Annotated in this window: 22 protein-coding genes and 1 pseudogene; 14 read left to right on the forward strand and 9 right to left on the reverse strand. The window is 70.5% G+C overall.

Going from position 1 to position 25,646, the window contains the following annotated elements:
* Window positions 1-4: 4 nt before the first annotated feature.
* Window positions 5-1,528 carry a flagellar basal body protein FliL gene (locus CXP56_RS15940; protein ID WP_286901744.1) on the reverse strand — a complete coding sequence of 508 codons (1,524 nt, stop codon included), beginning with the start codon at window positions 1,526-1,528 and terminating at the stop codon, window positions 5-7.
* 55 nt (window positions 1,529-1,583) lie between these two features.
* Window positions 1,584-2,051 carry a hypothetical protein gene (locus tag CXP56_RS15945; RefSeq protein ID WP_286901745.1) on the reverse strand — a complete coding sequence of 156 codons (468 nt, stop codon included), beginning with the start codon at window positions 2,049-2,051 and terminating at the stop codon, window positions 1,584-1,586.
* A 255-nt stretch (window positions 2,052-2,306) separates the two neighbouring features.
* On the opposite strand from CXP56_RS15945, the gene CXP56_RS15950 reads away from it, so the two are divergent.
* From CXP56_RS15950 to CXP56_RS15970, 5 genes are read left to right on the forward strand one after another with little or no spacing between them, the layout of a single operon-like run.
* Window positions 2,307-3,644, forward strand: a complete 1,338-nt coding sequence (locus tag CXP56_RS15950; protein WP_479267043.1) for an NlpC/P60 family protein — start codon at window positions 2,307-2,309, stop codon at window positions 3,642-3,644.
* A 40-nt stretch (window positions 3,645-3,684) separates the two neighbouring features.
* On the forward strand, window positions 3,685-4,260 hold the full coding sequence (mobA, locus tag CXP56_RS15955) for a molybdenum cofactor guanylyltransferase (protein WP_286901747.1): 576 nt from the start codon (window positions 3,685-3,687) through the stop codon (window positions 4,258-4,260).
* 52 nt (window positions 4,261-4,312) lie between these two features.
* Window positions 4,313-5,401, forward strand: a complete 1,089-nt coding sequence (locus CXP56_RS15960) for an AAA family ATPase (protein WP_425426095.1) — start codon at window positions 4,313-4,315, stop codon at window positions 5,399-5,401.
* A 6-nt stretch (window positions 5,402-5,407) separates the two neighbouring features.
* Complete coding sequence (locus CXP56_RS15965) at window positions 5,408-6,343, forward strand: DUF58 domain-containing protein (RefSeq protein WP_028846010.1); 936 nt, start codon at window positions 5,408-5,410, stop codon at window positions 6,341-6,343.
* On the forward strand, window positions 6,340-7,323 hold the full coding sequence (locus tag CXP56_RS15970) for a VWA domain-containing protein (protein ID WP_028846009.1): 984 nt from the start codon (window positions 6,340-6,342) through the stop codon (window positions 7,321-7,323). The genes CXP56_RS15965 and CXP56_RS15970 overlap by 4 nt, the downstream gene beginning before the upstream one ends.
* 108 nt (window positions 7,324-7,431) lie before the next feature.
* Here CXP56_RS15970 and CXP56_RS15975 read toward each other — a convergent pair whose 3' ends face one another.
* Window positions 7,432-7,953, reverse strand: a complete 522-nt coding sequence (locus CXP56_RS15975) for a winged helix-turn-helix domain-containing protein (RefSeq protein WP_245566506.1) — start codon at window positions 7,951-7,953, stop codon at window positions 7,432-7,434.
* A 445-nt stretch (window positions 7,954-8,398) separates the two neighbouring features.
* Here CXP56_RS15975 and CXP56_RS15980 point away from each other — a divergent pair, with 445 nt between their 5' ends.
* Window positions 8,399-9,166, forward strand: coding sequence for an IclR family transcriptional regulator (locus CXP56_RS15980; RefSeq protein ID WP_028846008.1), 768 nt, complete (start codon window positions 8,399-8,401; stop codon window positions 9,164-9,166).
* Here the strand turns inward: CXP56_RS15980 and CXP56_RS15985 are convergent.
* The 4 genes from CXP56_RS15985 to CXP56_RS16000 form a co-directional block, all read right to left on the reverse strand.
* Complete coding sequence (locus CXP56_RS15985; protein ID WP_286901748.1) at window positions 9,096-9,734, reverse strand: CBS domain-containing protein; 639 nt, start codon at window positions 9,732-9,734, stop codon at window positions 9,096-9,098. The two genes, CXP56_RS15980 and CXP56_RS15985, sit on opposite strands and share 71 nt — an antisense overlap.
* 130 nt (window positions 9,735-9,864) lie before the next feature.
* Entirely contained in the window at window positions 9,865-10,053 is a 189-nt protein-coding gene (locus tag CXP56_RS15990; protein ID WP_028846007.1) for a CsbD family protein, read from the reverse strand.
* Window positions 10,054-10,185: 132 nt separating this feature from the next.
* Entirely contained in the window at window positions 10,186-10,794 is a 609-nt protein-coding gene (locus tag CXP56_RS15995) for a LuxR C-terminal-related transcriptional regulator (protein ID WP_286901749.1), read from the reverse strand.
* A 17-nt stretch (window positions 10,795-10,811) separates the two neighbouring features.
* On the reverse strand, window positions 10,812-13,046 hold the full coding sequence (locus CXP56_RS16000; protein WP_286901750.1) for a sensor histidine kinase: 2,235 nt from the start codon (window positions 13,044-13,046) through the stop codon (window positions 10,812-10,814).
* A gap of 300 nt (window positions 13,047-13,346) precedes the next feature.
* Here CXP56_RS16000 and CXP56_RS16005 point away from each other — a divergent pair, with 300 nt between their 5' ends.
* From CXP56_RS16005 to CXP56_RS16025, 5 genes are all read left to right on the forward strand, one after another.
* A complete protein-coding gene (locus tag CXP56_RS16005) occupies window positions 13,347-13,598 on the forward strand; it encodes a Smr/MutS family protein (RefSeq protein WP_028846004.1) in 252 nt (83 codons plus the stop codon).
* A 362-nt stretch (window positions 13,599-13,960) separates the two neighbouring features.
* Window positions 13,961-14,443, forward strand: coding sequence for an SRPBCC family protein (locus CXP56_RS16010; protein WP_028846003.1), 483 nt, complete (start codon window positions 13,961-13,963; stop codon window positions 14,441-14,443).
* Complete coding sequence (locus CXP56_RS16015) at window positions 14,440-16,053, forward strand: phytoene desaturase family protein (protein ID WP_028846002.1); 1,614 nt, start codon at window positions 14,440-14,442, stop codon at window positions 16,051-16,053. The genes CXP56_RS16010 and CXP56_RS16015 overlap by 4 nt, the downstream gene beginning before the upstream one ends.
* Window positions 16,054-16,428: 375 nt before the next feature.
* A complete protein-coding gene (gene gdhA, locus CXP56_RS16020) occupies window positions 16,429-17,775 on the forward strand; it encodes an NADP-specific glutamate dehydrogenase (RefSeq protein WP_245566504.1) in 1,347 nt (448 codons plus the stop codon).
* A 284-nt stretch (window positions 17,776-18,059) separates the two neighbouring features.
* Complete coding sequence (locus tag CXP56_RS16025) at window positions 18,060-19,358, forward strand: S8 family peptidase (protein WP_051309400.1); 1,299 nt, start codon at window positions 18,060-18,062, stop codon at window positions 19,356-19,358.
* 69 nt (window positions 19,359-19,427) lie between these two features.
* Here CXP56_RS16025 and CXP56_RS16030 read toward each other — a convergent pair whose 3' ends face one another.
* A complete protein-coding gene (locus CXP56_RS16030) occupies window positions 19,428-20,834 on the reverse strand; it encodes a KamA family radical SAM protein (RefSeq protein WP_286901751.1) in 1,407 nt (468 codons plus the stop codon).
* A 122-nt stretch (window positions 20,835-20,956) separates the two neighbouring features.
* Between CXP56_RS16030 and CXP56_RS16035 the strand changes: the two genes are divergently transcribed.
* The 3 genes from CXP56_RS16035 to CXP56_RS16045 are packed head-to-tail and all read left to right on the forward strand — an operon-like array spanning window position 20,957 to window position 24,974.
* The gene (locus CXP56_RS16035; protein ID WP_028845999.1) at window positions 20,957-22,573 is read left to right on the forward strand and encodes an amidohydrolase; all 1,617 of its coding nucleotides are present in this window, start codon (window positions 20,957-20,959) and stop codon (window positions 22,571-22,573) included.
* A 53-nt stretch (window positions 22,574-22,626) separates the two neighbouring features.
* A complete protein-coding gene (lnt, locus tag CXP56_RS16040) occupies window positions 22,627-24,201 on the forward strand; it encodes an apolipoprotein N-acyltransferase (protein ID WP_028845998.1) in 1,575 nt (524 codons plus the stop codon).
* Window positions 24,198-24,974 (forward strand): polyprenol monophosphomannose synthase, encoded by a 777-nt coding sequence (locus CXP56_RS16045; RefSeq protein WP_028845997.1) that lies wholly within the window; start codon window positions 24,198-24,200, stop codon window positions 24,972-24,974. Before lnt ends, CXP56_RS16045 begins: the two co-directional genes overlap by 4 nt.
* A 129-nt stretch (window positions 24,975-25,103) precedes the next feature.
* Here CXP56_RS16045 and CXP56_RS19100 read toward each other — a convergent pair.
* Window positions 25,104-25,493, reverse strand: a pseudogene (locus CXP56_RS19100) (trypsin-like serine protease); the annotation flags it as partial.
* Window positions 25,494-25,646 lie beyond the last annotated feature (153 nt).

Here is a 25,646-nt window from a genome sequence, read left to right on the forward strand (position 1 = left end):
CGGCTCATCGCCCGAAGACCTCGATCAGCGTCTGGACGTGCTGCGGCTCGACCGCCTTCAACATCGTCACGCCGAGGTCGCTGTAGGTGCGCAGCGGGCTGACGTAGTGCTTGCCGTCGACCTCGACGGTGACCACGCCGAGGCTCTTGGTGTAGAGGTTCTGCACGATCTGTGCCACCGCATCGCTCGCCTGCGGCGGCATGCCCTCCAGCTCGGCGCGGATCATCCGGCCGAGGTCGTCGGCGCACATGCCCTGCTGCCTGCCGTTCTGGATCACGGTGTAGCAGTCGCCGTCCTTGACCAGGCCCACCTGCTGCGGGCCGCTGCCGGTCTGCACGGTGATCTCGAGTTTCCGCAGCGTCAGCCGGGTGCCGCCGGTGACCTCCTCTTCGTCGGTCTCCAGCGTGGTCACGTCGAACGGCAACGGAGCCTGCCCGGGCGGGCCCGCCTCCTCGACCAGCAGCTGGCCGACGTCGTGCAGCACCGCCATCTCGTCCGGCGGCAGGATCTCGATGACCTTCTGCACGTCCTTGGTGCGGATCGCGTCGATCAGCTTCATCAGGGCGGCGTTCGGCGAGTCGGCGCCGACGGCCGGGATGGGGTTGGCCGGCCACTCCTTGCCCGCGTCCTGCACCGCGTAGTAGGCAGCGGTGTAGAACAGGCTCGGGTACCACTTGCCGTCGACGTTGACCGTCGCGATGTAGAGCGGTTGGCCGCTCCGCTTGACCGCTTCGCCGATGTCGACCGTCTGGTCGATGTTTTCCTTGGCCAGCTCGGCCCGAGCGGCCGGGGTGATGACGGCGTCCTTGAACGACTTGGCCAGCGGGACGTCGTCGAAGTTGCTGCTCACCCGCAGCGTGCCGTCGACCAGCGCGGCCATCGTCAGACGATCGTTGATCTTCTTGGCCCGGCTGTCGTCGAACACCAGCTCCTCGGTCTCCTCGATGGTGACGCCGGAGACGTCCTCCGGGTCGGCGCTGGAGTCGAGCACCTGGATCCGCTTCAGCTCGTTGACGTAGTCGGTGACCATGTCGGACAGCACCGCGGCCTCGGCGGGCGCGAGCGAGTCCATCATCCCGACGACGTCACCCTGCTGCATCGCGGCGAGCATGGTGTGGGCCGCCTCGCCCGGCGAATCCGCGCCGGAGTCGCCACCGCTGAGCGACAGGGCGATCCAGGTCGCCACGCCACCCAGCACGGCGACCAGCGCCACGACCAGCCCGATGATCAGGCCGCGCTTGCTCTTGCGCTGCTGCGGGCCCTGAGGTCCGCCCGGCTGCCCGCCGGGTGGCACCTGCTGGTACTGGCCCTGCCCCTGGTACTGCTGCTGGGGGAACTGTGCGGTGGGCTGGTACTGCCCGCCCTGCGGGGGCTGGCCGCCCGCCTGCCACTGCTGCTGGGGCTGCTGCCACTGCTGCTGAGGCTGCCAGTTCTGCCCTGGTGGTGTCGGCTGGCCCGGCCCTGACTGCTGCTGCCACTGGGGATTGTTGGCCGGGTCGTTCGGGTTCCCCTGTCCTGGATACGTCATCCGGAGGTCCTCTCCTCGAGCCGCGGGCTGCCCGGGGCTGGTGATGTGCTCGGGATCAAGCGATGCCGGACGGGCGGCCTCCCCGCCGTCCGAGCAGCGCTCCGACGGAGCCGACGAGGGCGACCGCCGCACCGATGCAGGTGGTCAGCGGGCCGGTGCCGACGACGGCGACGGCACCGGAACCGCCTGACCCTAGGACGTATGTCGCCAGAGCGACGGTTCCCGCTAGCAGGGAGACGATTATCGCCGATGCGGCGGCCGACCGGAGCAAGCCGAGGGTGAACAGGCCGACGCAGATCACACAGACGAGTGGAATCGCCACCCAGCACGCGAACATCACGTCGAGTATCGGGTACGCCCGCGAGCCGAGTCGTTCCGCAATGCCCGCGATTTCGAAGCTGGAGCGCACCACCAGGCCCGAGCGCACCCACGGCAGGAAACCGCCGATACCGACCGCGAGCAGGCCCGCGATCGCGACGATCGCGCTGACCAGCGCTGCCGGCGGATATCTCGACGTCAACACGGCTGGTACTGACCTCCCATGAAGGCGACGGCGGACCCGGGACCCGCAACGACAGTAGCCGGACCGCGGCCCGCCGTACCGGGGCACGCCGTGCCTGCCGACGGTGCCCGTCGTGTCCCTGCCGATGACGTGCTGTGACGAATGTGCTCGGTCGTCCGCGCGTGACAAGTGGTGCCAATGGGCCGGATGTGGCACAGTCAGCCTACTGAGGCAGGCGGTACACGCGGGTGGAGGGCCGTGTACCGCCGACGGGAGGTGGAGACCGTGACCACGCAGTCGTCCACGCACGCTCGGGGGCGTAGGTGGCTCGCCGCACTGGCGGTGGGGGTCGTGCTGGCCGCCGGTCATCCGGCGGTGGGGCAGGCCGTGCCGCCACCTCCGCCGAATCCCAGCGACGAGGAGCTGAAGAGCAGCCGCTGGCAGGCGCGCAAACGGGCCGGTGAGGTCGGTGAGCTGACCAACCGGCTGGCGTGGGCGACGGCGCGACTGAACCGGCTGCGGGACGAGGTCGCGCGGAAGCAGGAACTGGCCAACAAGGCCAGGGTCGACGCGCAGCGGGCCAAGGAGAAGGCGGCGGAGGCCAAGCGGGAGGCGAAGAACGCGCGCAACGCGTCCCGTGCGGCGGCCAGGAAGCTCGCCATGGCCGAGCAGGCCAAGGACGAGTTCGTCGCGGGCAGCTACCGCCAGGGCAGCACCATCGGCGGGCTGTCGGCCTACCTCTCCTCGGACAATCCGGGGGAGGTGCTGGCGCGCGCCCAGGTGCTCTCTGCGGTCAGCGCCAGCCAGCTGGACGCCATCGAGAAGCTGAAGAAGGCCCGCATCGCCAAGGCGAATGCGGACGCCGCGGCGCGCAAGGCGCTGCAGGTGGCCGAGCAGCGGAAAGCCGAGGCCGAGGAAGCCGAACGTGCCGCGCAGGCGGCCTTCACCGAGGCCGTCGAGGCCCGCAAGTCGCAGTACTCCCGCACCGCCGAGCTGCAGGCGGAAAAGCAGCGGGTGGCCACATTGCTGTGGCGCGCCCAGCAGAAGGTCCGCGGGCTGGAGAACCAGCGGCAGCGCTACGAGGAGTGGCTGGCAGCCAAGCGCCGCGAGGAACAGTTGAAGGCGCGGCAGGCGGCGCTCAACGCTGCGGGCAACGGCGGCGGTGCAGTCCCGTCCGGCTCGTCGAAGTCGTCGAACGCCCTCATCGAGGAGGTCGTCGCCAGGGCAATGTCGCAAATCGGCGTGCCGTACGCATGGGGCGGTGGCAATGCCAACGGGCCGACCTACGGCATCCGCGACGGCGGCATCGCGGACGCCTACGGCGACTACAAGAAGATCGGGTTCGACTGCTCGGGCTTGATGATCTATGCGTTCGCCAAGGTGAAGCCGCTGCCGCACTACAGCGGCTACCAGTACCACGCGGGCAGGCACGTGCCGCTGTCCCAGGCCCGGCGCGGCGACATGCTGTTCTGGGGCAGGAACGGCATCCACCACGTGGCGCTGTACCTGGGCAACGGGCAGATGATCGAAGCGCCGCAGTCGGGCATGCACGTCAGGGTCACTTCGGTGCGCTACGACGACATCCTCCCGTACGCGACGCGGTTGATCGAGTAGCCCGGCCCGGCGCGGCCGGCCGGGCACGGATACTGGGGGCATGGCTGACCGGCCGCTGCACGCGGTGATCCTGGCCGGTGGCGCAGCGAGGCGCATGTCCGGCACGGACAAGCTCATGCTGCAGGTGGGCGGTAGGACGTTGCTGGAACACGTCGTCGCGTCGGTGCGAGCGGCGGCGGAGATCGTGGTGGTCGGCCCTCAGCGCCCCGCTGTGCCGGACGTGCGCTGGACCAGCGAGGAACCCGCAGGCGGCGGTCCGGTCGCCGGGTTGGCCGCCGGGCTCGCCGCGCTTCCCCGGCCGGCGGGCGCGCACGTCGCCGTGCTGGCCGCTGACCTGCCCGGGCTCCGCGCCGACACGATCGAGCGGTTGCGGGCGGCGCTGGACGCGAACGAACACGCCGACGGAGCGGTATTGGTCGACGAGAGCGGCCGGCGGCAGTGGCTGACCGGCGTGTGGCACGGGTCCGCCCTGCTGGCGGCGGTGCCCGGCGACCCGGCCGGGCGCTCGGTGCGGGCCACGCTCGGGCCATTGCGGGTGGTGGACGTGGCGGCGCGGGCCGGCGAAGCGGCCGATGTCGACACGCCGGACGACCTGATCCGGCTCCGGCGCCGGTGATGTGCTTTCACAGCGGTCACACCGGTGATCGCGCACCCTGGACGATGCAGCGGTGGACAAGGAGGCAGTAGTGATCGATCCCGGCCAGTCGTCCGACGAGCGGCAGCCGACCCCCGCGCTGGACGCCGAGCAGCTCGAGCGCACGGTGTTCGAGGTCAAGCGGGTCATCGTCGGCCAGGACCGGCTGGTGGAACGCATGCTGGTCGGCCTGCTGGCCAAGGGGCACCTGCTGCTGGAGGGCGTGCCGGGCGTGGCCAAGACGCTGGCGGTGGAGACGTTCGCGCGGGTGGTCGGCGGCTCGTTCTCCCGCGTGCAGTTCACCCCGGACCTGGTGCCCGCCGACATCCTGGGCACCCGCATCTACCGTCAGGGCGAGGAGAAGTTCGACGTCGAGCTCGGCCCGGTGGTGGCCAACTTCGTGCTGGCCGACGAGATCAACCGCGCGCCGGCCAAGGTGCAGTCGGCGCTGCTGGAAGTGATGGCGGAGCGGCACGTGTCGATCGGGGGCAAGACGTTTCCGATGCCGGACCCGTTCCTGGTGCTGGCCACGCAGAACCCGATCGAGAACGAAGGCGTCTACCCGTTGCCGGAAGCGCAGCGGGACCGGTTCCTGTTCAAGATCGTGGTGGACTACCCGACGGCGGAAGAGGAACGCGAGATCATCTACCGGATGGGGGTGGAGCCGCCCACTCCGGCGCAGGTGCTCACCCCGGCGGAGCTGGTGCGCCTGCAGGGCGTGGCCTCCCGGGTGTTCGTGCACCATGCGCTCGTCGACTACACCGTGCGGTTGGTGATGGCCACCAGGACGCCTGCCGAGCACGGGCTGTCCGACTTGGCGGGCTGGGTGTCCTACGGTGCGTCGCCCCGGGCGAGCCTGGGCATCATCGCCGCCGCGCGGGCGCTGGCCCTGGTGCGCGGGCGCGACTACGTGCTCCCGCAGGACGTGGTCGACGTGGCTCCGGACGTGCTGCGGCACCGGCTGGTGCTGTCCTACGACGCGTTGGCTGACGGCGTGCCGCTGGACCACATCATCACGCGCGTGCTGCAGACGGTTCCGCTTCCCCAGGTGTCCGCACGGCCGCACGGCAACGGCGGGGCGAATGGCCCCGGGCAGCCGTTGCCCAGTCCCGCGGGACGGTAACGCGTCGTGGCTCGGCGAGGAGAGCATCCGTGGGCCCCGCCGGTGCTGCAGGGCGACCGGCTGGAGGCGGGGCTGCGCATGCTCGAGCTGGAGGTCAGGCGGCGCCTCGACGGGCTGTTGCAGGGCAACCACCTCGGCCTGGTGCCCGGCCCTGGTTCGGAACCGGGGGAGGCGCGGCCGTATCAGCCGGGTGACGACGTGCGCCGGATGGACTGGGCGGTGACCGCGCGCACGACCGTTCCGCACATCAGGGACACGGTGGCCGACCGGGAGCTGGAGACGTGGGTGGTCGCCGACCTGTCGGCCAGCCTGGATTTCGGGTCCGCGGTCTGCGAGAAGCGGGACTTGGTGGTGTGCGCCGTCGCGGCCATCGCGCACCTGACCGGGGGCGGCGGCAACCGGATCGGGGCGCTCATCGCCAACGGGGAGACGACCAAGCGCATCCCGGCGCGCGGTGGTTCGGCGCACGCCCGCGGCCTGGTCAAGGCGGTGGCCCAGACCCCGCGCGCCCCGGAGGGCACCAGAGGGGATCTGGCGAAGGCGATCGACCAGCTGCGCAGGCCGCCCCGCAGGCGTGGGCTGGCCGTGGTGATCTCCGACTTCCTGGGGGATCTGAGCTGGCAACGTCCGCTGCGGGCGCTGTCGCAGCGGCACGACCTGATCGGTGTGGAGATCGTCGACCCGCGGGACGTGGATCTGCCGGAAGTGGGCACCGTCGTGCTGTCCGATCCGGAGACGGGCAAGCAGCGGGAGGTGCACGCGTCCGCCCTGTTGCGCCGGGAGTTCGCGGCGGCGGCGCAGGAGCACCGGGACAAGGTCGCCAGTGGCTTGCGGCGAGCGGGTGCGGCGCATCTGGTGCTGCGCACCGACTCGGATTGGATCGCCGACGTGGTGCGGTTCGTCGTGGCACGCAAGAGACGCTGGTCAGGAGCGGTCCGATGAGCTTGTCCGACTTTTCCTCGCCAGGCTGGTTCCTGCTGCTCGTGGTGGTGGCAGCGCTCGTCGTGGGCTATGTGCTGGTGCAACGCAGGCGTCGCAAGCGGACCTTGCGGTTCGCCAACCTGGAGCTGCTGGAGAAGGCGGGCGCGAAGTCGCAAGGGCCGATCCGGCATCTGCCCGCCGCGCTGCTCACCGTGTCGCTGATCCTGTTGATCACCGCGATGGCAGGGCCGACCGCCGATCAGAAGGTCCCGCGCAACCGGGCGACGGTCATGCTGGTGATCGACGTGTCGCTGTCCATGGAAGCCGACGACGTCAAACCGACCCGGCTGGCCGCCGCCCAGGAGTCGGCGATCTCGTTCGTGCGCAACATGACACCCGGCATCAACCTCGGCTTGATCTCGTTCGCCGGCACGCCGAGCCTGCTGGTTCCTCCCACCACGGACCGGGAGAGCGCGGTCCGGGCGATCAAGAACCTCAAGCTGGCCGAGTCCACCGCGACCGGGGAGGGCATCTTCGCCGCGCTGGACGCGATCGAGGGGTTCTCCGCGGTCACCGGCGGGGCGTCCGGGCCGCCTCCTGCCCGGATCGTGCTGATGGCCGACGGCAAGCAGACCGTGCCGACGACGGACATGGACGACCCGCGCGGCGCCTACACCGCGGCGCGGGAGGCGAAGAAGGCGAACGTGCCGATCTCCACCATCTCGTTCGGGACCGAGCACGGCACGGTCGACATCGGCGGCCGCACCTTCGACGTCGAGGTGGACGACGAGGCGATGCGGCGGATCGCGGAGATCTCCGGCGGTCAGTTCTACAAGGCGGCGACCGGGGAGGAGCTCAAACGGGTCTACGCGGACCTGGGCGAGCAGATCGGCTACGAGATCAAGAAGGCGGATGCCAGCAGGCCGTGGTTGATGCTCGGCACGCTGCTGTTGATCGGGGCCGCGGGCTCGTCGCTGCTGATCGGCCAGCGCCTGCCGTAGGTGCCCGGCGGGCGGGTGGCCGCTGCTGTTGGTGGCGGACGGCGCCGTTGCCACCGTCGTGCCGGATGCCCCTGATCGAGCGCACGGACTGCGTGCAGCAGCGTGCCGTCAGGCAGAGCGCTGAACGGTCTCGTGCTCCTCGATGCGTACGAGGCCGGCATCGGGCACGCGGTACCCGACCCCGCGCACGGTGTCGATCAACTCCAGGTCGTCGCCGAGCTTGCGGCGCAACCGCCGGACGTGCACGTCGATGGTGCGAGAGCGATACGGTGCGGAGAGCTTCCACACCGCTGCCATGAGCGCGTCCCGGTCGTGCACCCGGCCGGGATTGCGGCAGAGGAAGAGCAGCAGGTCGTATTCCAGCCGCGTCAGCGGCACCTCCTGGCCGTCTCGCAGAACCCGGCGCTCGGCGGCGATGATGCGCACGCGTGGCTCGAGCTTGAGCCGCGTGGGCGGAGCGAACGAGGCCTCGGCGCCACCGGTGCCCCGGTCGCGCACGGTCAGCCTGGCGTTGCCCAGGGCCGCCACAGAGCGAATGGCCTGGGCGATCTGAGCCCCGACCAGGTCCGCGCGATCGGCGTCGATCGTCACCTGGACGACGACGGTCAGCGTGGCATTTGTGCTGCTCACACTCTGACACTGGCAGTGATCACCACAAGTGGAAAGATTTTCCATAATATGGAAACAGTTGGCAGGGCGGCTGGCGCTTACGACGCGGCAAATGTGTCGCAGAGATACCAGCCGTGTTGCCGGCGTGGACCCGGAGCTCTTCCATGCAGTGGTCGATTCCGCTCGCACCTGCCGGAACTGTCGGCCCACGGGCCACGAACGGCAAACGATCCGGTCGCGCACGTCGACGTGAGCAGGCGGGGTAGAACACCCGCGGGTGATGCGACGGGCGTAGTCGGCGCGCGACGAACAACTCCGGTGGCGGCGCTGCCACCGCGCCTACCCGAGCCATTGGAACAGCTCGAGGAGGGGTGTCTCCGTTCGAACGGGGCGGCGGTACCCGCGTGAACCACTCCGGCGGGCGGGTGCGGCCCGTCCGCGGGCGCAGCTGTGCCAGGATTGACCCGTGCCTGATCAGCGCCATCGCACCGGAGCCCAAGCCATCGAGCGCGCCATAGGCGTGCTTCGCTGCTTCGAGACGGCGACCGACCTGGGCATCACCGAGATCGCCCGCAAGCTGGGGCTCAGTATCAGCACGGCCCACCGGGTGACCAAGGCCCTGACCGAGGGCGGCCTGCTGGCCCAGGATCCGAAGACCGAGCGGTACCAGCTGGGGCCGACCCTGGTGGTGCTGGGCGACAAGGCGGCGCGGGGCCTGGGATACGAAGCGGCGTTGCCGTCGCTGCGGGCGCTGTCCACGGACACCGGGGAGTCGGTGAACCTGGGGATCCGTGCGGGCACGGACGTGCACGTGGTGCTGGACGTCGCCTCGCCGCAGCCGCTGCGGTTCTCCCAGCAGCCGGGGACCAGGGTTCCGCTGCACACGTCGGCGATGGGCAAGTGCCTGCTGGCGTTCGCCGGGGACATCGAGGCGGAGATCGCCGGGCTGGGTGAGCTGGCGCCGGTCACCGAGAAGACGATCACGGACCCGGAAACGCTGGCGGAGGAGCTGCGCCGGGTGCGCGATCGCGGGTGGGCGCTCAACGACGAGGAGCGGCATGCCGGGGTGCGCACCGTGGCCGTTCCGGTCATGGGATCAGACGGCCGGGTGGTGGCCGCCATCGCGGTGCAGGGCCCGACGGTCCGGATCACCGAGGACAAGATCAGCGCACTGGCCGAGCGGTTGCAGAGCGCTGCCGAGGAAGTCGGTCCGCTGCTGGTCGCCGCGCGGTAGCGTCGTCCGCCACCGACACCTGGGCCCGGACGATTCCCGGGACGGACTCGGCCAGGACACGGGCGATATGCCGGTCGATGGGATCGTCGAGCACGTCGGTGATGGTTGCGACCCCGTTGTGCACCGCCACCGTCCAGCGGCCACGGCCGCCGTAGCGCTCCAGCCGGCGGCGGATTTCCTGCCGTGCCGCGGTCTGGTCGACGTCGACGGTCCGGACGAGGTCGCGGCGGGTGATCACGCCGACCACCCGGGAGTTCTGTACGACCGGCAGGCACCGGACGCCGCGGTCGAGCATGGTGGTCACCAGATCGGCCAGATCGGTGTCCACCTCGGCGGCGACCGTGGCCGGGGACATCATGTCGGCGACCAGCCGGTCGTCCTGCCGAGCCGACTCGCTGGCCACAGCGGTCAGGTCGGCCACGGAGACCACGCCCACCAGCAGATCACCGCTGCCGACGACGGGCACCAGGGGAAACCCGGACTCGGCCGCGAGATGAGCGGCGGTACCGACCGGGGTGTCCCGGTGCACCGTCACTGCCGGGCTGGTCATGATGTCTCGTGCCCGCATGCCGCGCTCCCGAGTGCTGCCGACGCTGGACTCCGAAACGACGATGCCGATCGGAGCTCGACAGCGCTGGGGTCTTTGGTCCTCGCCGACGCCGACGGTGGTCACCGGTGGGCGTGGTGCGTGATCGTGGCTACCGGTCGCGGTCGGTCATGTCCCGCGCGGCTTCCTTGATCTTGCTCGCCGCGTCCTTCACGGCGTCCTTCGCCTTGGCGACACCGTGCTGGGTGCGGCCCTCGTTCTTCAGGTCGTCGTCGGTGGCTTTGCCGACGCCTTCCTTGGCTTTGCCCGCGACCTTGTCGATCTTGTCTCCGGCGGCCATCGTTCGTCCTTTCGTTGGATGGCATCGGCTACCCGGGATCGGCACGGCCGACACTTGCCCACCCGCGCGGCAGCGGCGCGGACCCCGGCCCAGGTCGCTCGCGGGATGGCACGGGATGGCCCGTCCCGCCGGTCAGAGCTCTTCCAACGTGATGATCCCGTCCTGGATGGCGCGCACGACCAGTGCGGCCTTGGTCGGTGCGGGACGGCCGACGTTGGCGTACTTCAGCCGCACGCGATCCAGGTAGGTGCCCACGGTGTTGGGGGTGATGCCGATGCGCCGGGCGACCGCCTGCTTCGACTCGCACTGGAACCACTCGATGAGCACTTCCTGCTCCCGGGCGGACAGCTGGGGCCGGTGCGACTTGGTGTCCGCGGCGAACGCTCCGGCCAGGGCCGGCGCGATGTACGGCCGGTCGTGTGCGGCGGCGATGGTGGCGTCCACCAGGTGCTGCTGTCCTTCCGCCTTGGTCAGGAAGGTGAACGCGCCCAGCTCCAGGCAGGTGAGCGCCACCTGCTCGTCCTCGCGCATGGTGTAGACGATGACCCGCCGTCCGGCGTCGGCCAGCCTGCGCAGATCGCCGTAGCACTCCGGATGGTCCGGGGCCAGCAGCAGATCGAGCACCACGACGTCGGCGTCCCGCCCCGGCGGGAGCCAGGCGGTCTGTGCGGTGCTGCCGGACGCCACGACGCGGATCGGCGGATCACTGGCGGCGTACCAGGCCTGAATGCCTGCGGCCACGGCCGGATGGTCGTCGATCACGGCGACAGTGATCTCTCGGCCGATCTCCCGGCCGCGGTCTCGGTCCGGGCCGTTCGGCCCGGTGCCTCCGGTGTCTCCGGTGGGGCCGTGGTCGATGTCCGTGCCGGTGGTCGAGCCGGTGTCGGCGGCCATGTTGCCTGGACCCACAGGGCACCTCCTTCGGTGTCGGTGCTGATGTCGACGTCCGGGTGCGACGGCGGCGGGCCCGCGGTGTGCACCGCGTCGTCGCAGTAACTGCTCAACCGGACGTGCGTTCCGGTGCGCAACACGGTGATGCGCGCGGAGGTCCGTGCGGTGAGCACGCCGTTGAGCACAGCTTGGATCAAGGTTCTGCGCACGTCCCGTGGGATGGCCAGCGGCTTGCCGCGCACCGCCAGGTGCACGGTCAGGCCGCGTCGCTCCGCCACGTCGATCGCTGCGCGAAGTTCGTGGATCAACGTGTCGTCTGCCGCGTCCCGCTCGGCGAACAACACCCGCATGCGGGCCGCCTCGATCGCGCACCGGGTGCGCGTTTCCTCGGAGTTCGGATCCAGCGTGCCGTCGGCGAGCCCGGTCAGCAGCGGAACCGCCTCCCGGCTGAGCTCGGCGTAGCGGCGGGTGTGGTCGGCATGGGTGTGCGCGGCGACGGCGGCCTCGCGCCGCATCGCCTCGTCGCGTTCGGCCAGCTGCGCGGCCTCGGTGGCGGAGCGCCGGATCAGCACCAGCGCGGCGGCGACGGCGAACTGGAACCCGGTCACGCCGACCGGGACGAGCCCGACGGCGGCCAGATCCTGCGCGCTGCCACCGTGTACTGCGACCAGGGCCATCAGCCACCCGGCGTGCGCGGCGAGCACGACACCGATGACCGGCAGGGGGAGGTCGAGCAGCAGCACGATCACGAACCAGCCGACCAGCCCGACGTACCAGTGGGTGCCGAGCAGAACCGGATCGTCCGGCACCGCAGGCGTGATCACGACACTGGCCGCGCCGATGGCCACCAGCCCCAGCCACCGCAGTGGCCCGGCGATCGGCCTGCCGGTGACCATCGACACCGACAACCCGGCACCGACGACGGCGAGCAACGCCCAGGCGGCGAACCCGCCCATCCCGCCGTCGGCGATCTGCTTGACACACGCCACGACGAGCTCGGTGAGCACCACGCACAGCAGACCGGCGCGATACCCGTCGAACATCCGCTCGTTGATGAACCTGGCCAGGTTGTTCGGTGGCCGCGCGGGAGCGTCCGACCCGGCGGCGTCGACCTCCCAGCGGATCGTCGTGCCTCGGCCGGGCGCCGACCGCACCGTGGCGGTCGCCCCGGCCATCGCGCAGCGGCCTTGAATCGAATCGGCGATCCCGCGATGCCGGGCGGGAAGCTGCGCGGGGTCGAACCCGCGGCCGTGGTCGACCAGCTCCACCCAGACGGTGTCACCCGTCCGGCCTGCGCGCAGCCGCGCGACATCGGTTCCGGCGTGCTGCGCGACGTTGACCACGGCTTCCCGCACCCCGTACAGGATGGCCGAGGCGGCGCGGGCGGAGGTGGGCAACGGGCCGGAGATGCCGGCCGCGAGCCGGACGCGATGGTCGAATTCCGCCTCGTGCAACATGTCCGCGAGATCGACCACGCCGGTGATCTCGGTGCGGCGGCGCAGCGCGTCCAGATCGCGCCGGGCGCGCGCAGGCAGCCACGAGGCGTCCGACTGGGCAGCGCCGGTCGAGACCATCATGAGCGTGGTGCACGCCGTGTCGTGCAGGGTGGCCAGCGCCTCGCGTTCGGCGAGGCGGCGCGCGGTGGCGACGGCGGCCTGCCGTTGCTGTTCGGCGATTCGCTCGTGCGCGTGGTCCACGGCTCGAGCGGTGGCCCGGAGCACCACGAACACCACGCGTGCCAGCGCCGTGTGGATGGTCAGCAGAGCGGTGAGGCCAAGCGCCTCCGGCAGCGGGCCCACGGCCACGGTTCCGGCGGCGTACCCGCCGATCGCGGCGAACGAGACCGCCCACGCGGCACGGGCGCTGCGAGGCCAGTCGTAGTGGGCGACGACGGCGCAGAGGAACGCCACACGCGCGCCCCAGCTGATCACGGTCGGTGGGCCGAGCCAGAAGGCACTGAGGCCGACCAGGGCGGCCAGCGCCACGTCGCCGCAGAGAGCGATCGCGTCCGGCAGGCCGCGCAAGCGGAGCAGCAGCCACACCACCAGGCTGGAGCCGATGACGGCGATGGCGGTACGAGCGCTGCCCGTCGTCGCCACCACGCCCAGCACCGTGCACAGACCGACGGTGACGAGCTTGGCCAGCAGCCCGAACCGGACCGCGACGGCGAACAGGGGCTCTCGCTCGATCCCGGTGACCGGATGTCACCGACCAGCGCTCGCCACATCAGTCCCTCCGACCGCGGACCGCCCGATTCGGGCACAGTACCGCGCCCAGTGGCAGCCGCGCTGGTTCCGAGTCGGATCCGCCAGGCCATAGGGTGGTCTGGCCGCTGAGGTGAACCGCGTGCGCCGGAGCATGCGTGTCCCGGAGCGGCACCCGACCGACCGCGAGGAGTGATCGTGCCCGACAAGCTCACGGTGGACCTGCACCCGTTCTTCCGCAACGAACGGGACATCGACCGAGCGGTGCGTCAGCTGGTGTTCCGCGCCGCCCAGAGCAAGGTGCCGGTCGCCGAGATCATCGTCGGCAAGGGCAAGGGCCAGCTGCGGCATCGGGTGCTGCGGATGCTCGACGCCAAGCACATGCGCAACCTCTACCGTTCGGTGGAGGTCGACCCGAAGAACTCCGGGCGCATCCTGGTGCATTTCTGATCGGTGCCGGGCGCGCAGGTCGAGGCGACCGTGGCCGCTCATCGGCCCCTCCCGGTGCGGTGCCGCCGGGTGCTCCCCGTGACCGCGACGTAGCGACCCCGGACGTCAGCCATGCTCCGCCGCCGTCGGGCTGCGCCAGAGGGGTGCCCAGGTTCGCGAGGCGCTGGCGCCGCGCTTCGGCGACGGAGCCTCGCACCGACGCCGACCAGGAGCAGGCCGTCCGCCCATGTGTGTCCCCCTCGAGCCGGGGGTAGTTCCGAACCAGACCGTGTCACGGTGCGACGCCGTGACCGGGGACGGACATGCCGGAACGCGACCGGCAGACCGGTCCAGGCCCGGTGGCCGACGACGGAGGTGGGCGAATGGTGGAAGTACGGCGGTTCATCGCGGCGGAACCCCAGAAGGTGTTCGACGTGCTGTCCGACGGCTGGCAGTACGCGAACTGGGTGGTCGGCGCGGCGCACATCCGCGCGGTCGACCGTGGCTGGCCGGCCGCAGGCTCGCGGATTCACCACAAGATCGGGGCGTGGCCGGTGCAAATGGCCGACGTGACTCGCGTGCTGAAGCTCGATGCGCCTGCGCTGCTGGAGCTCGAAGCCGAGGTTCGCCCGCTCGGTACCGCCTGGGTCAAGATGGAGCTGTCGCCGGTGGACGGCGGCACCGAGGTACGGATGACGGAGCGGATCGTGCACGGACCGATGGCGGCGATACCGATCGGGGTGCAGGCGTTGCTCCTCAAACCGCGTAACGCCGAGTCGTTGTCCCGCCTGGCCGATCTGGTGCAGGGCCGCATCGCCCTGGCCGACGCGGCGACCGCAGCTCCCGGACAGTCCGGAGTGTCATGACGGCAGCCGCCGACACCGCCGACGCAGTGGTCGTCGGCGCGGGCCCGAACGGGCTCGTGGCAGCGAACATCCTGGCCGACCGCGGGTGGGACGTGGTGGTGCTGGAAGCCACCCCGAATCCCGGCGGGTCGGTGCAGACCGCCGAACTGACCAGGCCCGGTTTCCGCAGCGACCTGTGCAGCGCGTTCTATCCGCTGGGAATTGCCTCTCCAGTGCTGAACGCACTGGACCTGCAGCGATACGGGCTGCGGTGGCGGCATGCCCCGGACGTGCTCGCGCACATCCTGCCCGACGACCGCTGTGCCCTGCTGTCCCGCGACATCGGCAGGACGGCGGAATCGCTCGACACGTTCGCGCCCGGTGACGGCGACGCGTGGCGTCGCTGCTACTCGGAATGGCAGCGCGTTCGCGACGACTTGCTGCATGCTGTCACCGGTCCGTTCCCTCCGGCGAAGGCGGCCGCTCGCCTCGTTCGTCGCCTGGGCGCCGCCGACATGCTGCGCTTGGCGCGCATGGTGACGTTGCCCGCCCGCCGGTTCGGGACGGAGAACTTCCGCGGCCTCGGCGCGCAGGCATTGGTGGCTGGTTGTGCCCTGCACACCGATCTCGGTCCGGACAGCGCGGCCAGCGGGGTGTTCGGCTGGTTGCTCGCCATGCTCGGGCAGGACGTCGGATTCCCGGCGCCCGAGGGGGGAGCGGGGTCGTTGACCAAGGCGCTCGTCGCACGGCTGATCGACCGCGGCGGGAGGGTGTATTGCTCGCGGCCGGTGTCCGAGGTGCTGATCGCGCGCAACCGCGCGGTCGGTGTGCGTGACGTCCACGGCGAGCTGGTGCGGGCACGCCGTGCCGTGCTGGCCGATGTCCCCGCGCCGACGCTGTACCGGGACTTGGTCGGGGAAGAGCGGCTGCCCGCACGGTTCGTCGGCGATCTGGAGCGGTTCCAGTGGGACGACGCCACCGTGAAGATCGACTGGGCGTTGTCCGGGCCGGTGCCGTGGCGGGCCCAGGAGGCCAGGACGGCCGGCGTGATCCACTTCGACGCGGACGTCGACGGGCTCGCGGATTTCGCCACCGACCTGGCCTGCGGCCGGATGCCGGAGCGTCCGTTCGTGCTTTTCGGGCAGATGACGACCACGGATCCGACCCGGTCACCCGCGGGTACCGAATCGGCGTGGGCCTACACCCACGTGCCGCACGGCACCACCGACCGCGACAGCGTGCGCAAGCAGGCCGACCGTGTCCAGGCGCTGATCGAGCAGCACGCACCGGGATTCGGTGGCCTGGTGCTCGACCGGGTGGTGTCCGGTCCCGACGACCTGCGGCGGCACAACCCGAGCCTGCTCGGCGGGTCGGTCAACGGCGGGACCGCCGCGATGCACCAGCAGCTGTTCTTCCGGCCGGTTCCCGGCCTGGGACGCGCGGACACTCCGGTGGACCGACTGTTCCTGGCCAGCGCGTCGGCTCATCCCGGAGGGGCCGTGCACGGTGCGCCGGGGGCCAATGCCGCCCGTGCCGCTCTGGCGCGTGCCGGTTTGCTCGGCGACGCCTACGGCTCGGCCATGCGATTGCTGCACGGCAAGCTGTACGAAACCGCGGCCGAGCGGCCATGACGGACCCCATCGGCTCGAGCGCGCCCGTCGGCCGGGAGGAAATACGAGTGTTCTTCAACACAAGCTTCGTCGCGGACACGGCGGCACGGCGTCCCGCCGGTGCGGTTGCAGCGCGCTGAAGAATCCTGGTCAGGGGGTTGTCCGCGGGTGATCGGGGGCCGGCCGACGGCGGGAACGACGATGAGAAGTCGGTCGCAACCACAGGCTCGCCGGTACCCCGGTGACTTACGTTTGTGGTCGTGCCCACGCCCGTGCAGTCGCTTGCCCAGGCGGATGGCGACCGGACGGATACACACCAGCACGCCGCCGACGCCGTGCCCGGTGTGGCGGGTTGGGCACGGTGTCCGCGGGAGCATGGGACGTGAGGAGTCATCGTTGACGACGACGTTGGACGACAGGCTGCTCGACGTATACCGCGAGGTGGTACGTCGCAATCCGAACGAAAGCGAATTCCACCAGGCCACGCACGAGGTGCTGGACAGCCTCGGCCGCGTGGTGGGCAAACACCCGGAATACGCCAGCGTCATCCAGCGGCTGTGCGAGCCGGAACGGCAGATCATCTTCCGGGTCCCGTGGGTGGACGACAACGGTACGGTGCAGATCAACCGGGGCTTCCGGGTCGAGTTCAACTCGGCACTCGGCCCGTACAAGGGCGGCCTGCGGTTCCATCCCAGCGTGAACCTGAGCATCATGAAGTTCCTCGGGTTCGAGCAGACGTTCAAGAACGCGCTCACCGGCCTGCCCATCGGCGGGGGCAAGGGCGGGGCCGACTTCGATCCGAAGGGCCGGTCCGACGGCGAGGTCATGCGGTTCTGCCAGTCGTTCATGACCGAGCTGTACCGGCACATCGGTGAGTACACCGACGTGCCTGCCGGCGATTCCGGTGTCGGCCAGCGGGAGATCGGCTACCTGTTCGGCCAGTACAAGCGCATCACCAACCGCTACGAGTCCGGGGTGATCACCGGCAAGGGGCTGTCCTGGGGCGGCTCGCAGGTGCGGCGGGAGGCCACCGGCTACGGTACGGTCTTCTTCGTCAACGAAATGCTCGCCACCCGCGGCGAGGACTTCGACGGCAAGCAGGTGGTCGTGTCGGGTTCGGGCAACGTCGCGCTGTACGCCATCGAGAAGGTCCACCAGCTGGGCGGCAAGGTGGTCGCGTGCTCGGACTCCACCGGGTACGTGGTGGACGACAAAGGCATCGACTTCGAGGTTCTTCGCCAGGTCAAGGAAGTCCGTCGCGCGCGCATCTCGGAATACGTCGACCAGCGTGCCGGTTCGGCCCGCTATGTCGAGGGGCGCACGGTGTGGGAAGTTCCTTGTGACATCGCCCTGCCGTGTGCCACCCAGAACGAACTCACCGGGGCGGACGCCGAGGTGCTGGTGCGCAACGGCTGCAAGGTGGTCGCCGAAGGGGCGAACATGCCGTGCACGCCCGACGCGGTCCGGCTGTTCGCCGAGGCAGGCACGGCATTCGCGCCGGGCAAAGCGGCCAACGCGGGCGGAGTGGCCACCAGTGCGCTGGAGATGCAGCAGAACGCTTCCCGCGATTCGTGGGACTTCGGCTACACCGAACAGCGGCTGGCCGCCATCATGAAGGGCATCCACGACCGCTGCCTGGAGACGGCGGAGGAGTACGGGGCGCCGGGCAACTACCTGGTCGGCGCCAACATCGCCGGGTTCACCCAGGTAGCGGACGCCATGCTGGCCCTCGGGGTCATCTGAGCCCGGCGGCGCACGGCGGCAAGCATCCACGATCGCATCGAACGGCCGGCGTGAGCGCTCCACCCCGCCACGGAGCGCCGTCGCCGGCCGTTCCGCGCGTCACGTCACCCGCAGAGTGACGATCACTGTGCGCACACCGTCTCGCGTCGGCTTCCTACGAACGGCTGTATTGATGTCGGAAATTTCCGAGTATCTTCCGGAACTTACTCGTCGTTAACCGGAAAAATCAGCCAGATCGCCCGCTCCACGGACACCATCGGGTGAGCGCGAGAAGGGGTGCCAGCATGACATCACGCAGATGGCGACCGACCGTCGTCGCCGCGGCCGCGGCGCTGACCGCCGCGGCGCTGTCCGTTCCCGCCACGGCGGCGGCCGCGCCGCAGGCCGCCGCCGCCGCGCCACCGCCGGTGAACGCGATCTCCACCGACTCGATCATCGTCAAGTTCAAGTCCTCGGCGACGGCCGGGCAGCGGTCGGCGGTGCAGAAGCTGGCCGGCGTGGTCGGCAAGGTCGCCAACATCGCGGGCACCGGAGCGATGACCTTGCGCGTCGCCGGTGACCCGCGGAAAGCGGTGGAGCGGCTGAACAAGTCGGCGGTGGTGGAGTACGCCGAGGTCAATGCGGTGCTGACCACCCAGGCGCTGCCGGACGATCCGAGCTTCGGCGAGCTGTACGGCTTGCACAACGCCGGCCAGACCGGCGGCACCGTGGATGCCGACATCGACGCACCGGAGGGTTGGGACAACGCCGGGCTGAGCGACTTCCCGTCCACCGGCGGCGTGAAGGTCGGCGTCGTCGACACCGGCATCCAGAAGTCGCACGAGGAGTTCCAGGGCAAGATCGCCGACTGCGGCGGGGTGACCAGCTTCGGCATCAGCCTGATCATCATCGTCATCGGTGCCGACCCGACCATTTCCGACGATCCGGCCAAGTGCGAGGACGACAACGGTCACGGCACCCACGTGGCGGGCACGATCGCCGCGCGGGCCAACAACGGCAAGGGCATCGCGGGCGTGGCGTTCAACTCCGAGCTGGCGATCTGCAAGGCGCTCAACTCCAGCGGCTCCGGCACGCTGGACATGGTCGCCAACTGCATCACGTGGCTGAACCAGAAGGGCGCGAAGATCATCTCGATGTCGCTGGGCGGCACCACCGGGTCGCAGACCCTGCAGGCGGCGGTGCGGAACGCGACCGACAACGGATCGCTGATCATCGCCGCGGCCGGCAACGGCGGCAACTCGACGCCGAACTATCCGGCCGCGTATCCGGAGGTCGTGTCGGTGGCGGCCACCGACCACAACGACCAGAGGGCCAGCTTCTCCACGTACAACTCCGACGTGGAAGTGGCCGCTCCGGGCGTGGACGTGCTGTCGACGTGGAACAACGGCGGGTACCGCAAGGCTTCGGGCACGTCGATGGCCACGCCGCACGCGTCCGGCGTCGCGGCGCTGATCGCGGCGCAGGGCGGCACGCCGGAGGACTGGCGCGCCAAGCTGACCGCGTCCGTGGACGACCTCGGTGAGCCAGGGCGTGACGTCTACTTCGGTTTCGGCCGGGTGAACCTGGCGAAGGCGACGTCCTGACGATCCCGCAGACGACGAACGCCCCGCAGGCAGAGCCTCCTGCGGGGCGTTCGTTCGTGTCCGGGCGGATCACTTCGCCGAGTGCTCGGCCCACCACTGCTTGCCCTCGGCGGGCAGCGTGCTGATCGGGTCGTAGTACTCGTAGCGGCGGGTCAGCGCGTCCAAGTCGTTGCGTTCGAGCGCGGTGCGGTAGTTCTTCGTCCAGTACGAGATGCCCCGCTTGCGGTCGTAGTCGGCGAGCTGGTGCACCCACCGCTTGCCCACGTACGGCACGTCGCAGATGATCCGCGGGGTGGCGTAGCCGGGCAGATAGCCCATGATGGCGTGCTGGAGCTCCTGGGCCTCCCACACCGCGAGCCGCCAGTGCTCGGAGTTGGGAATCATGTCGCACATGTAGAAGTAGTACGGGAGGATGTTGGCTTCGCCCTGCAGCGCGAAGCACAGGTCCAGCAATGCCTCCGCGGTGGCGTTGACTCCCCGCATCAGCACGCCCTGGTTGCGCACGTCGCGCACGCCGACCTCGAGCGCGGTCCTGGCCGCCTCCGCCACCAGCGGCGTCACCGACTGCACGTGGTTGATGTGCGTGTGGATGGCCAGGTTGACGCCGCGGCGGGCAGCGGTACGGGCGACCCGCTCGAGCCCTTCCACGACCTTCGGCTGCAGCCAGTGCTGGGGGAGGCCGGCCAGCGCCTTGGTGGCCAGCCGGATGTCCCGGACGGTCTCCACGTCCAGCAGCCGCATCAAGAACGACTCGAGCTGATGCCACGGCACGTTGGCGACGTCGCCGCCGGAGACCACCACGTCACGCACGCCCGGCGTACGGCGCAGGTAGTCGATCATCTGGTCCTGCCGGTCGGCCGGCTTGAGCTGCAGCTTGTGCTTGTCGATCAGCGGCGTGGAGTTGCCGACCAGGTCCATCCGCGTGCAGTGGCCGCAGTACTGCGGGCAGGTCGACACCAGCTCGGCGAGCACCTTGGTGGGATAACGGTGGGTCAGGCCTTCCACCACCCACATCTCGGCCTCGTGCAGCGAGTCGCGTTGGGCGTACGGGTGGGACGGCCAGTCGGGGTCCCGGTCGGACTTGACCGGGAGCATGTACCGGCGCACCGGGTCGGCCAGGAAAGCGTCGGTGAACTCCTTCGGCGTGGTCGGCGCGTTCGGCGCCATCGTGTTGAGGATCTGCGGCGTGATCAGCATCGACATGGTGGCCATCTGCTTCTGGTCGGCCTCCAGGTCGGCGTAGAAGCGGTCCTCGAGCAGATCGCCCATCACGGCACGGAGCTGGCGGATGTTCCGCACGCACTTGACGCGCTGCCACTGGGCATCCCGCCACTCGGCCTCGGTGACGTCCGCCCAGCCCGGGAAGCGTCGCCAGTCGGGCTCGACCAGCTCGGTGCGCCGGTAGACGTACGGCTGTTCGAGCTCGCTCGCCGGTTGGCTCGCCAGGTTCTCCGGCGGGTTGACTACGGCGGTCATCTGGTCTCCTCACGGCGTCGATCGAGTACAAGAAAACATCCTGCCACAGTGCAGCTGGCCCGTAAATCTTCCGACGAAACGGGCCTTTTGCCGGTGATACGCACAGCAGGCAGACTGCACACGTGGCATCAACCAAGGCAGCGACGACATTGCTCACCGGCGGCCGGATCTACAGCCCCGCCGCCCCGGACGCGACCGCCATGGCGATCACCGGCGACACGATCGTCTGGGTGGGGCAGGACGGGCCGGGGCGAGCCCTGCACCCGGATGCCGAAGAAGTCCCGCTGGACGGCGCGTTCGTGACACCCGGTTTCGTCGACGCCCACGTGCACGCCACGGCGTCAGGCCTGCACCAGGCCGGTGCCGACCTGACCGGCGCCCGCGGGGCGCAGGACGTCCTGGCGCTGCTGCGGAAGGCGGCCGAGCGGACCCCGCCGGAAGGAGTGCTCGTCGCGCACGGATGGGACGAATCGGCGTGGCCGGATGCCCGCCTGCCGAGCCGGGCCGAGATCGACGACGCCGTCGGTGGTCGTCCTGCCTACCTCACCCGCATCGACGTCCACTCCGCGTTGGTCTCCACCGCACTGGTGGAACTCGCTCCGCACGCGCGTGAGGCCGACGGCTGGTCAGCGGAGGGGCCGGTTCGCGCCGAGGCCCATCACGTGTTGCGGGCGGCTGTCCGTTCGGCCGTGACGCCGCAGCAACGCGATGCCGCCCAGCACGCCTTCCTGACCGCGGCCGCCGCCCGTGGCGTGGTCTGCGTGCACGAGTGCGCGGGCCCGGATCTGTCCGGTTGGGAGGACGTGGCGGCACTCTTGGACAAGGCCGGGCCGGGCACCCCGGAGGTGATCGCGTATTGGGGTGAACTGGCCGACGACGCGGTGATCGACCGCGCCAAACGTCTCGGGATCCGAGGTCTCGCCGGAGACCTGTTCGTGGACGGAGCCCTTGGCTCGCACACCGCGCGGCTGCGAGCGCCCTACCAGGACGAACCGGACCACAACGGCCGCTTGTACCTCGACGCCGACGACGTCGCCGAGCACGTGGTCGCGTGCACGCGAGCCGGTCTGCAAGCGGGGTTCCACGTCATCGGCGACGGGGCACTCGACGTGGTGATCGAAGGCTTCACCCGCGCCGAGGCCGAGGTCGGCGCTGCGGCCCTGGCCGCGGGCATGCACCGGCTCGAACACGTCGAGATGATCGGCAGGCCGGAAGCGGAAGCGCTGGCCAGGTGGAACGTCACCGCGTCCGTGCAGCCGCTGTTCGACGAGCTGTGGGGTGGGCCGGACGGCATGTACGCCCAGCGCTTGGGCAAGGAGCGAGCAGCAACGCTCAACCCGTTCAGCATGCTCGCCGCCACCGGAGTGCTGCTGGCCGGCGGGTCGGATTCCCCGGTCACCCCGGTGGATCCGTGGCGGTCGGTCCGGGCGGCCGTGCATCACCGCACCGAAGGATCGGGCATCTCACCGCGTGCGGCGTTCACCGCCCACACCAAGGCCGGCTACCGCGCAGCAGGCGTCGACGACGGCATCTCGGGGACCCTCGTGCCCGGCGCGCCGGCCACTTACGCGGTGTGGGAGGCCGGCGAGCTGGTCGTCGCGGCCCCGGACCCGCGGGTGCAGCGGTGGTCGACCGACCCGCGTTCCCGGGTGCCGGGCCTGCCGGTGCTCGAACCCGGCACGCCGTTGCCGTCCTGCCTGCGCACCGTCCGGCGCGGGGTCACGATCTACGCCGCCTGACGACACCTGACACCGGCTACACCGGGTGGAGTCATAGGCTTCGGGTTGTGACTGTGACCGCGTCAGAGGACGTCGACGTCGCGGGGCGCGTCCAGAGAAGCTGGCGCGGCGTGCTGACCGGGGTGCCGGGACGGATGGCGCTGGCCGTCGCGTCCGGCGTGGTGCTGCAGCTGAGTTTCCCGCCGCGGGAGCTGTGGTTTCTGGCACCCGTGGCGTTCGCCGGCCTCGGCGTCGTGCTGTACGGGCGGCGCTTCCGCGCCGGCTTCGGCTACGGCCTGCTGTTCGCGGTGACGTTCTTCCTCTGGCACCTGGTGTGGATCGAGGACTTCCTGGGTGCCGATTTCGGGTCCGCGCCGTGGCTGGCGTTGTCGTTCGTGGAAGGTCTCTACGTCGCCCTGGCTTGTGCGTGCGCCACGGTGGTGCAGCGACTGCCTGCCGCGCCGGTGTGGATGGCCGCGCTGTGGGTGGGACAGGAGACGCTCCGGTCGTCCTTCCCGCTCAACGGGTTCCCGTGGGGGCGGGTGGCGTTCGGCCATCCGTCGGGCCCCTTCACCTCGCTGGCCTCGATCGGCGGCGCACCGCTGGTCAGCTTCGCCGTGACGCTGTGCGGCTTCGGCCTGGCCCGGGTGCTGCTGCGCATCGGCCGCCGGGAAGTGCGCGTGATCCCGGCCGTGGCGTGTGCCGTGGTGCCGGTTCTTGCCGGGCTGGCGGTGTGGCCGACCGTCGGCGTCGAGCCGACCCGCGGCGAGGTCACCGTCGCGGTGGTGCAAGGCAACGCCCCCGACATCGGCCTCGGCCTGCTGGGTGCACGCGACCGGATCCGGGCGAACCACCTGGCCACCAGCGAGCGGCTGGCCGGCGAGATCGCCGCCGGCGGCATCCCCGAGCCCGACCTGGTGGTGTGGCCGGAGACGGCGACCGACCTGGGCAACCAGGATCCGGAGCTGGACCGCCTGGTCGACCGTTTCGATGCACCGACCCTGATCGGTGCGCTCTACACCCGCCCGGACGGGCTGAGCGAGAACTCGGTGTTCGTCTGGGAGCCCGGTCGCGGCGCAGGCTCGCACTACGTCAAGCAAGAACTCGTACCGTTCGCCGAGTACGTGCCGTGGCGGCCGGTCGCTGCGTGGTTCACGCCGTTCCTGGGCAGGACCAGGGACATGCGGTGGGGGACCGAGCCGGGCGTGCTCACCCCGGGCGGCATCCGGGTGGGCCTGCAGATCTGCTACGAGGTCGCCTACGACTACGTCGGGCGGCAAACCGTGGAGCGGGGCGCGCAGCTGCTGGTCGTGCCCACGAACAACGCCTGGTACGGGCCGGGGGAGATGACCTACCAGCAGCTGGCCATGTCCAGGCTGCGGGCGGTGGAGCACGGCCGGGCCACCGTGGTCGCCGCGACCAGCGGGGTGAGCGCGATCGTCCGGCCCGACGGGTCCGTCGTCCGCTCCTCCGGCCTGTTCACCTCCGAGATCCTCGTCGGAACGCTGCCGCTGCGGGACACCACGACCGTGGCGAGTGTCGTCGGCCCGTGGCCGGAACGGGTGATCGTCGCCGCGGGAGTCGCCGCCCTGGCCATGGCAGCGGTTTCGGTAGGGTGGCGAATCCGTGACCGGAGGAGGGCCGCATGACTGATCACCGCGTGCTCGTGGTGATCCCGACCTACAACGAGCGGGAGAACGTCGAGCCGCTGCTGCGCCGGCTGCACCGGGCGCTGCCCGAGGTGCATGCGCTGGTGGTCGACGACGCCAGCCCGGACGGCACCGGTGAGCTCGCCGACCGGCTGGCCGCCGCCGACGAGCGCGTGCACGTGCTGCACCGCACGCACAAGGCGGGGCTGGGCCCCGCCTACATAGCGGGATTCCGCTGGGGGATGGACCGCGACTACGACGTCCTGGTGGAGATGGACGCCGACGGCTCACACGCGCCGGAAGACCTGCCGCGGCTGCTCGCGGCGCTGGACGAGCGGAGCGCGGACCTGGTGATCGGTTCGCGCTACGTGCCGGGCGGCAAGGTGGTCAACTGGCCCAAGCACCGGGAACTGCTGTCCCGGATGGCGGGCGTGTACTCGCGGACCGCCCTCGGCGTGCCGACCAGGGACATCACCGCCGGATTCCGGGCCTACCGGCGTTCGGTGCTGGAGAAGCTGGAACTCGACGACGTCGCGTCGCAGGGCTACTGCTTCCAGATCGACCTGACCTGGCGCACCATCCGCGGCGGCTTCACCGTGACCGAGGTACCGATCACGTTCACCGAGCGCGAGCACGGCAAGTCGAAGATGAGCGGCGCGATCGTGCTGGAGGCGGTCCTGCAAGTCGGCCGGTGGGGTCTGCGGCACCGCGTGGCGCAGCTGGTGGGCCTGCTGAAGAAGCTGACCGGCCGGGCAGGCCGCCAGGCCCGCTGACCCCGGCGACGGCAGTCGCGGCGGGAGCGAGCGCGCGGTAGCGGTCACGCATCTGCTTGGGGTGGCCGCTGGATGGCTTCCGCCGGGCCCGGCGGAAGCCATCCGGTGCCGGCCGATCGGCCGCACGCAGTGCGCGGCGGTCAGCACCGCCCAGGGGTGGATCAAGGTGCCACCGCAGAAGTGTCGGCCGCGACCGTTCTCGTCCTCGTACTGCAGGCTCATCACGAACGGGAACACGCCGTCCGGCACCGGCGTTTCGCCCACGATGTGCGGCTTCGCAGGACCGGGCGGCAGAGCGGCTGGCTCGCCTGTGCGGCCCCCGCGACGGCTGCACCTCCCACCACGACTGCCGCGGCCAGCAGGGCAATCTTGCTTCCGCAACGACAGCTTCGTGCAGTTCAAGTTGTGCCGATTCACCGTTCTTCCTCGACACGGTTCGGTGGTCGGCCTGAATCCACTGGCACCGCGTCGAACGGAACGACGAAGCCGTGCAGCGGCGATCAGCTCCCCGCCGGGCACCGGGACTGCCTGCGCGTCCAGCGCGCGCCTACCGAGGCAACGCGCAGCGCGCTTTGCGTCGTCGTGCTCATTTCGCTCGGCGCTTGCGGGCCGCCACGGCAATGGTCGGGCCGGCCACCAACAGCGCCACCGCTCTGACGCCCCCCGTCCACC

The sequence above is a fragment of the Thermocrispum sp. genome (assembly GCF_002919275.1).
Taxonomy (GTDB): domain Bacteria; phylum Actinomycetota; class Actinomycetes; order Mycobacteriales; family Pseudonocardiaceae; genus Thermocrispum; species Thermocrispum agreste.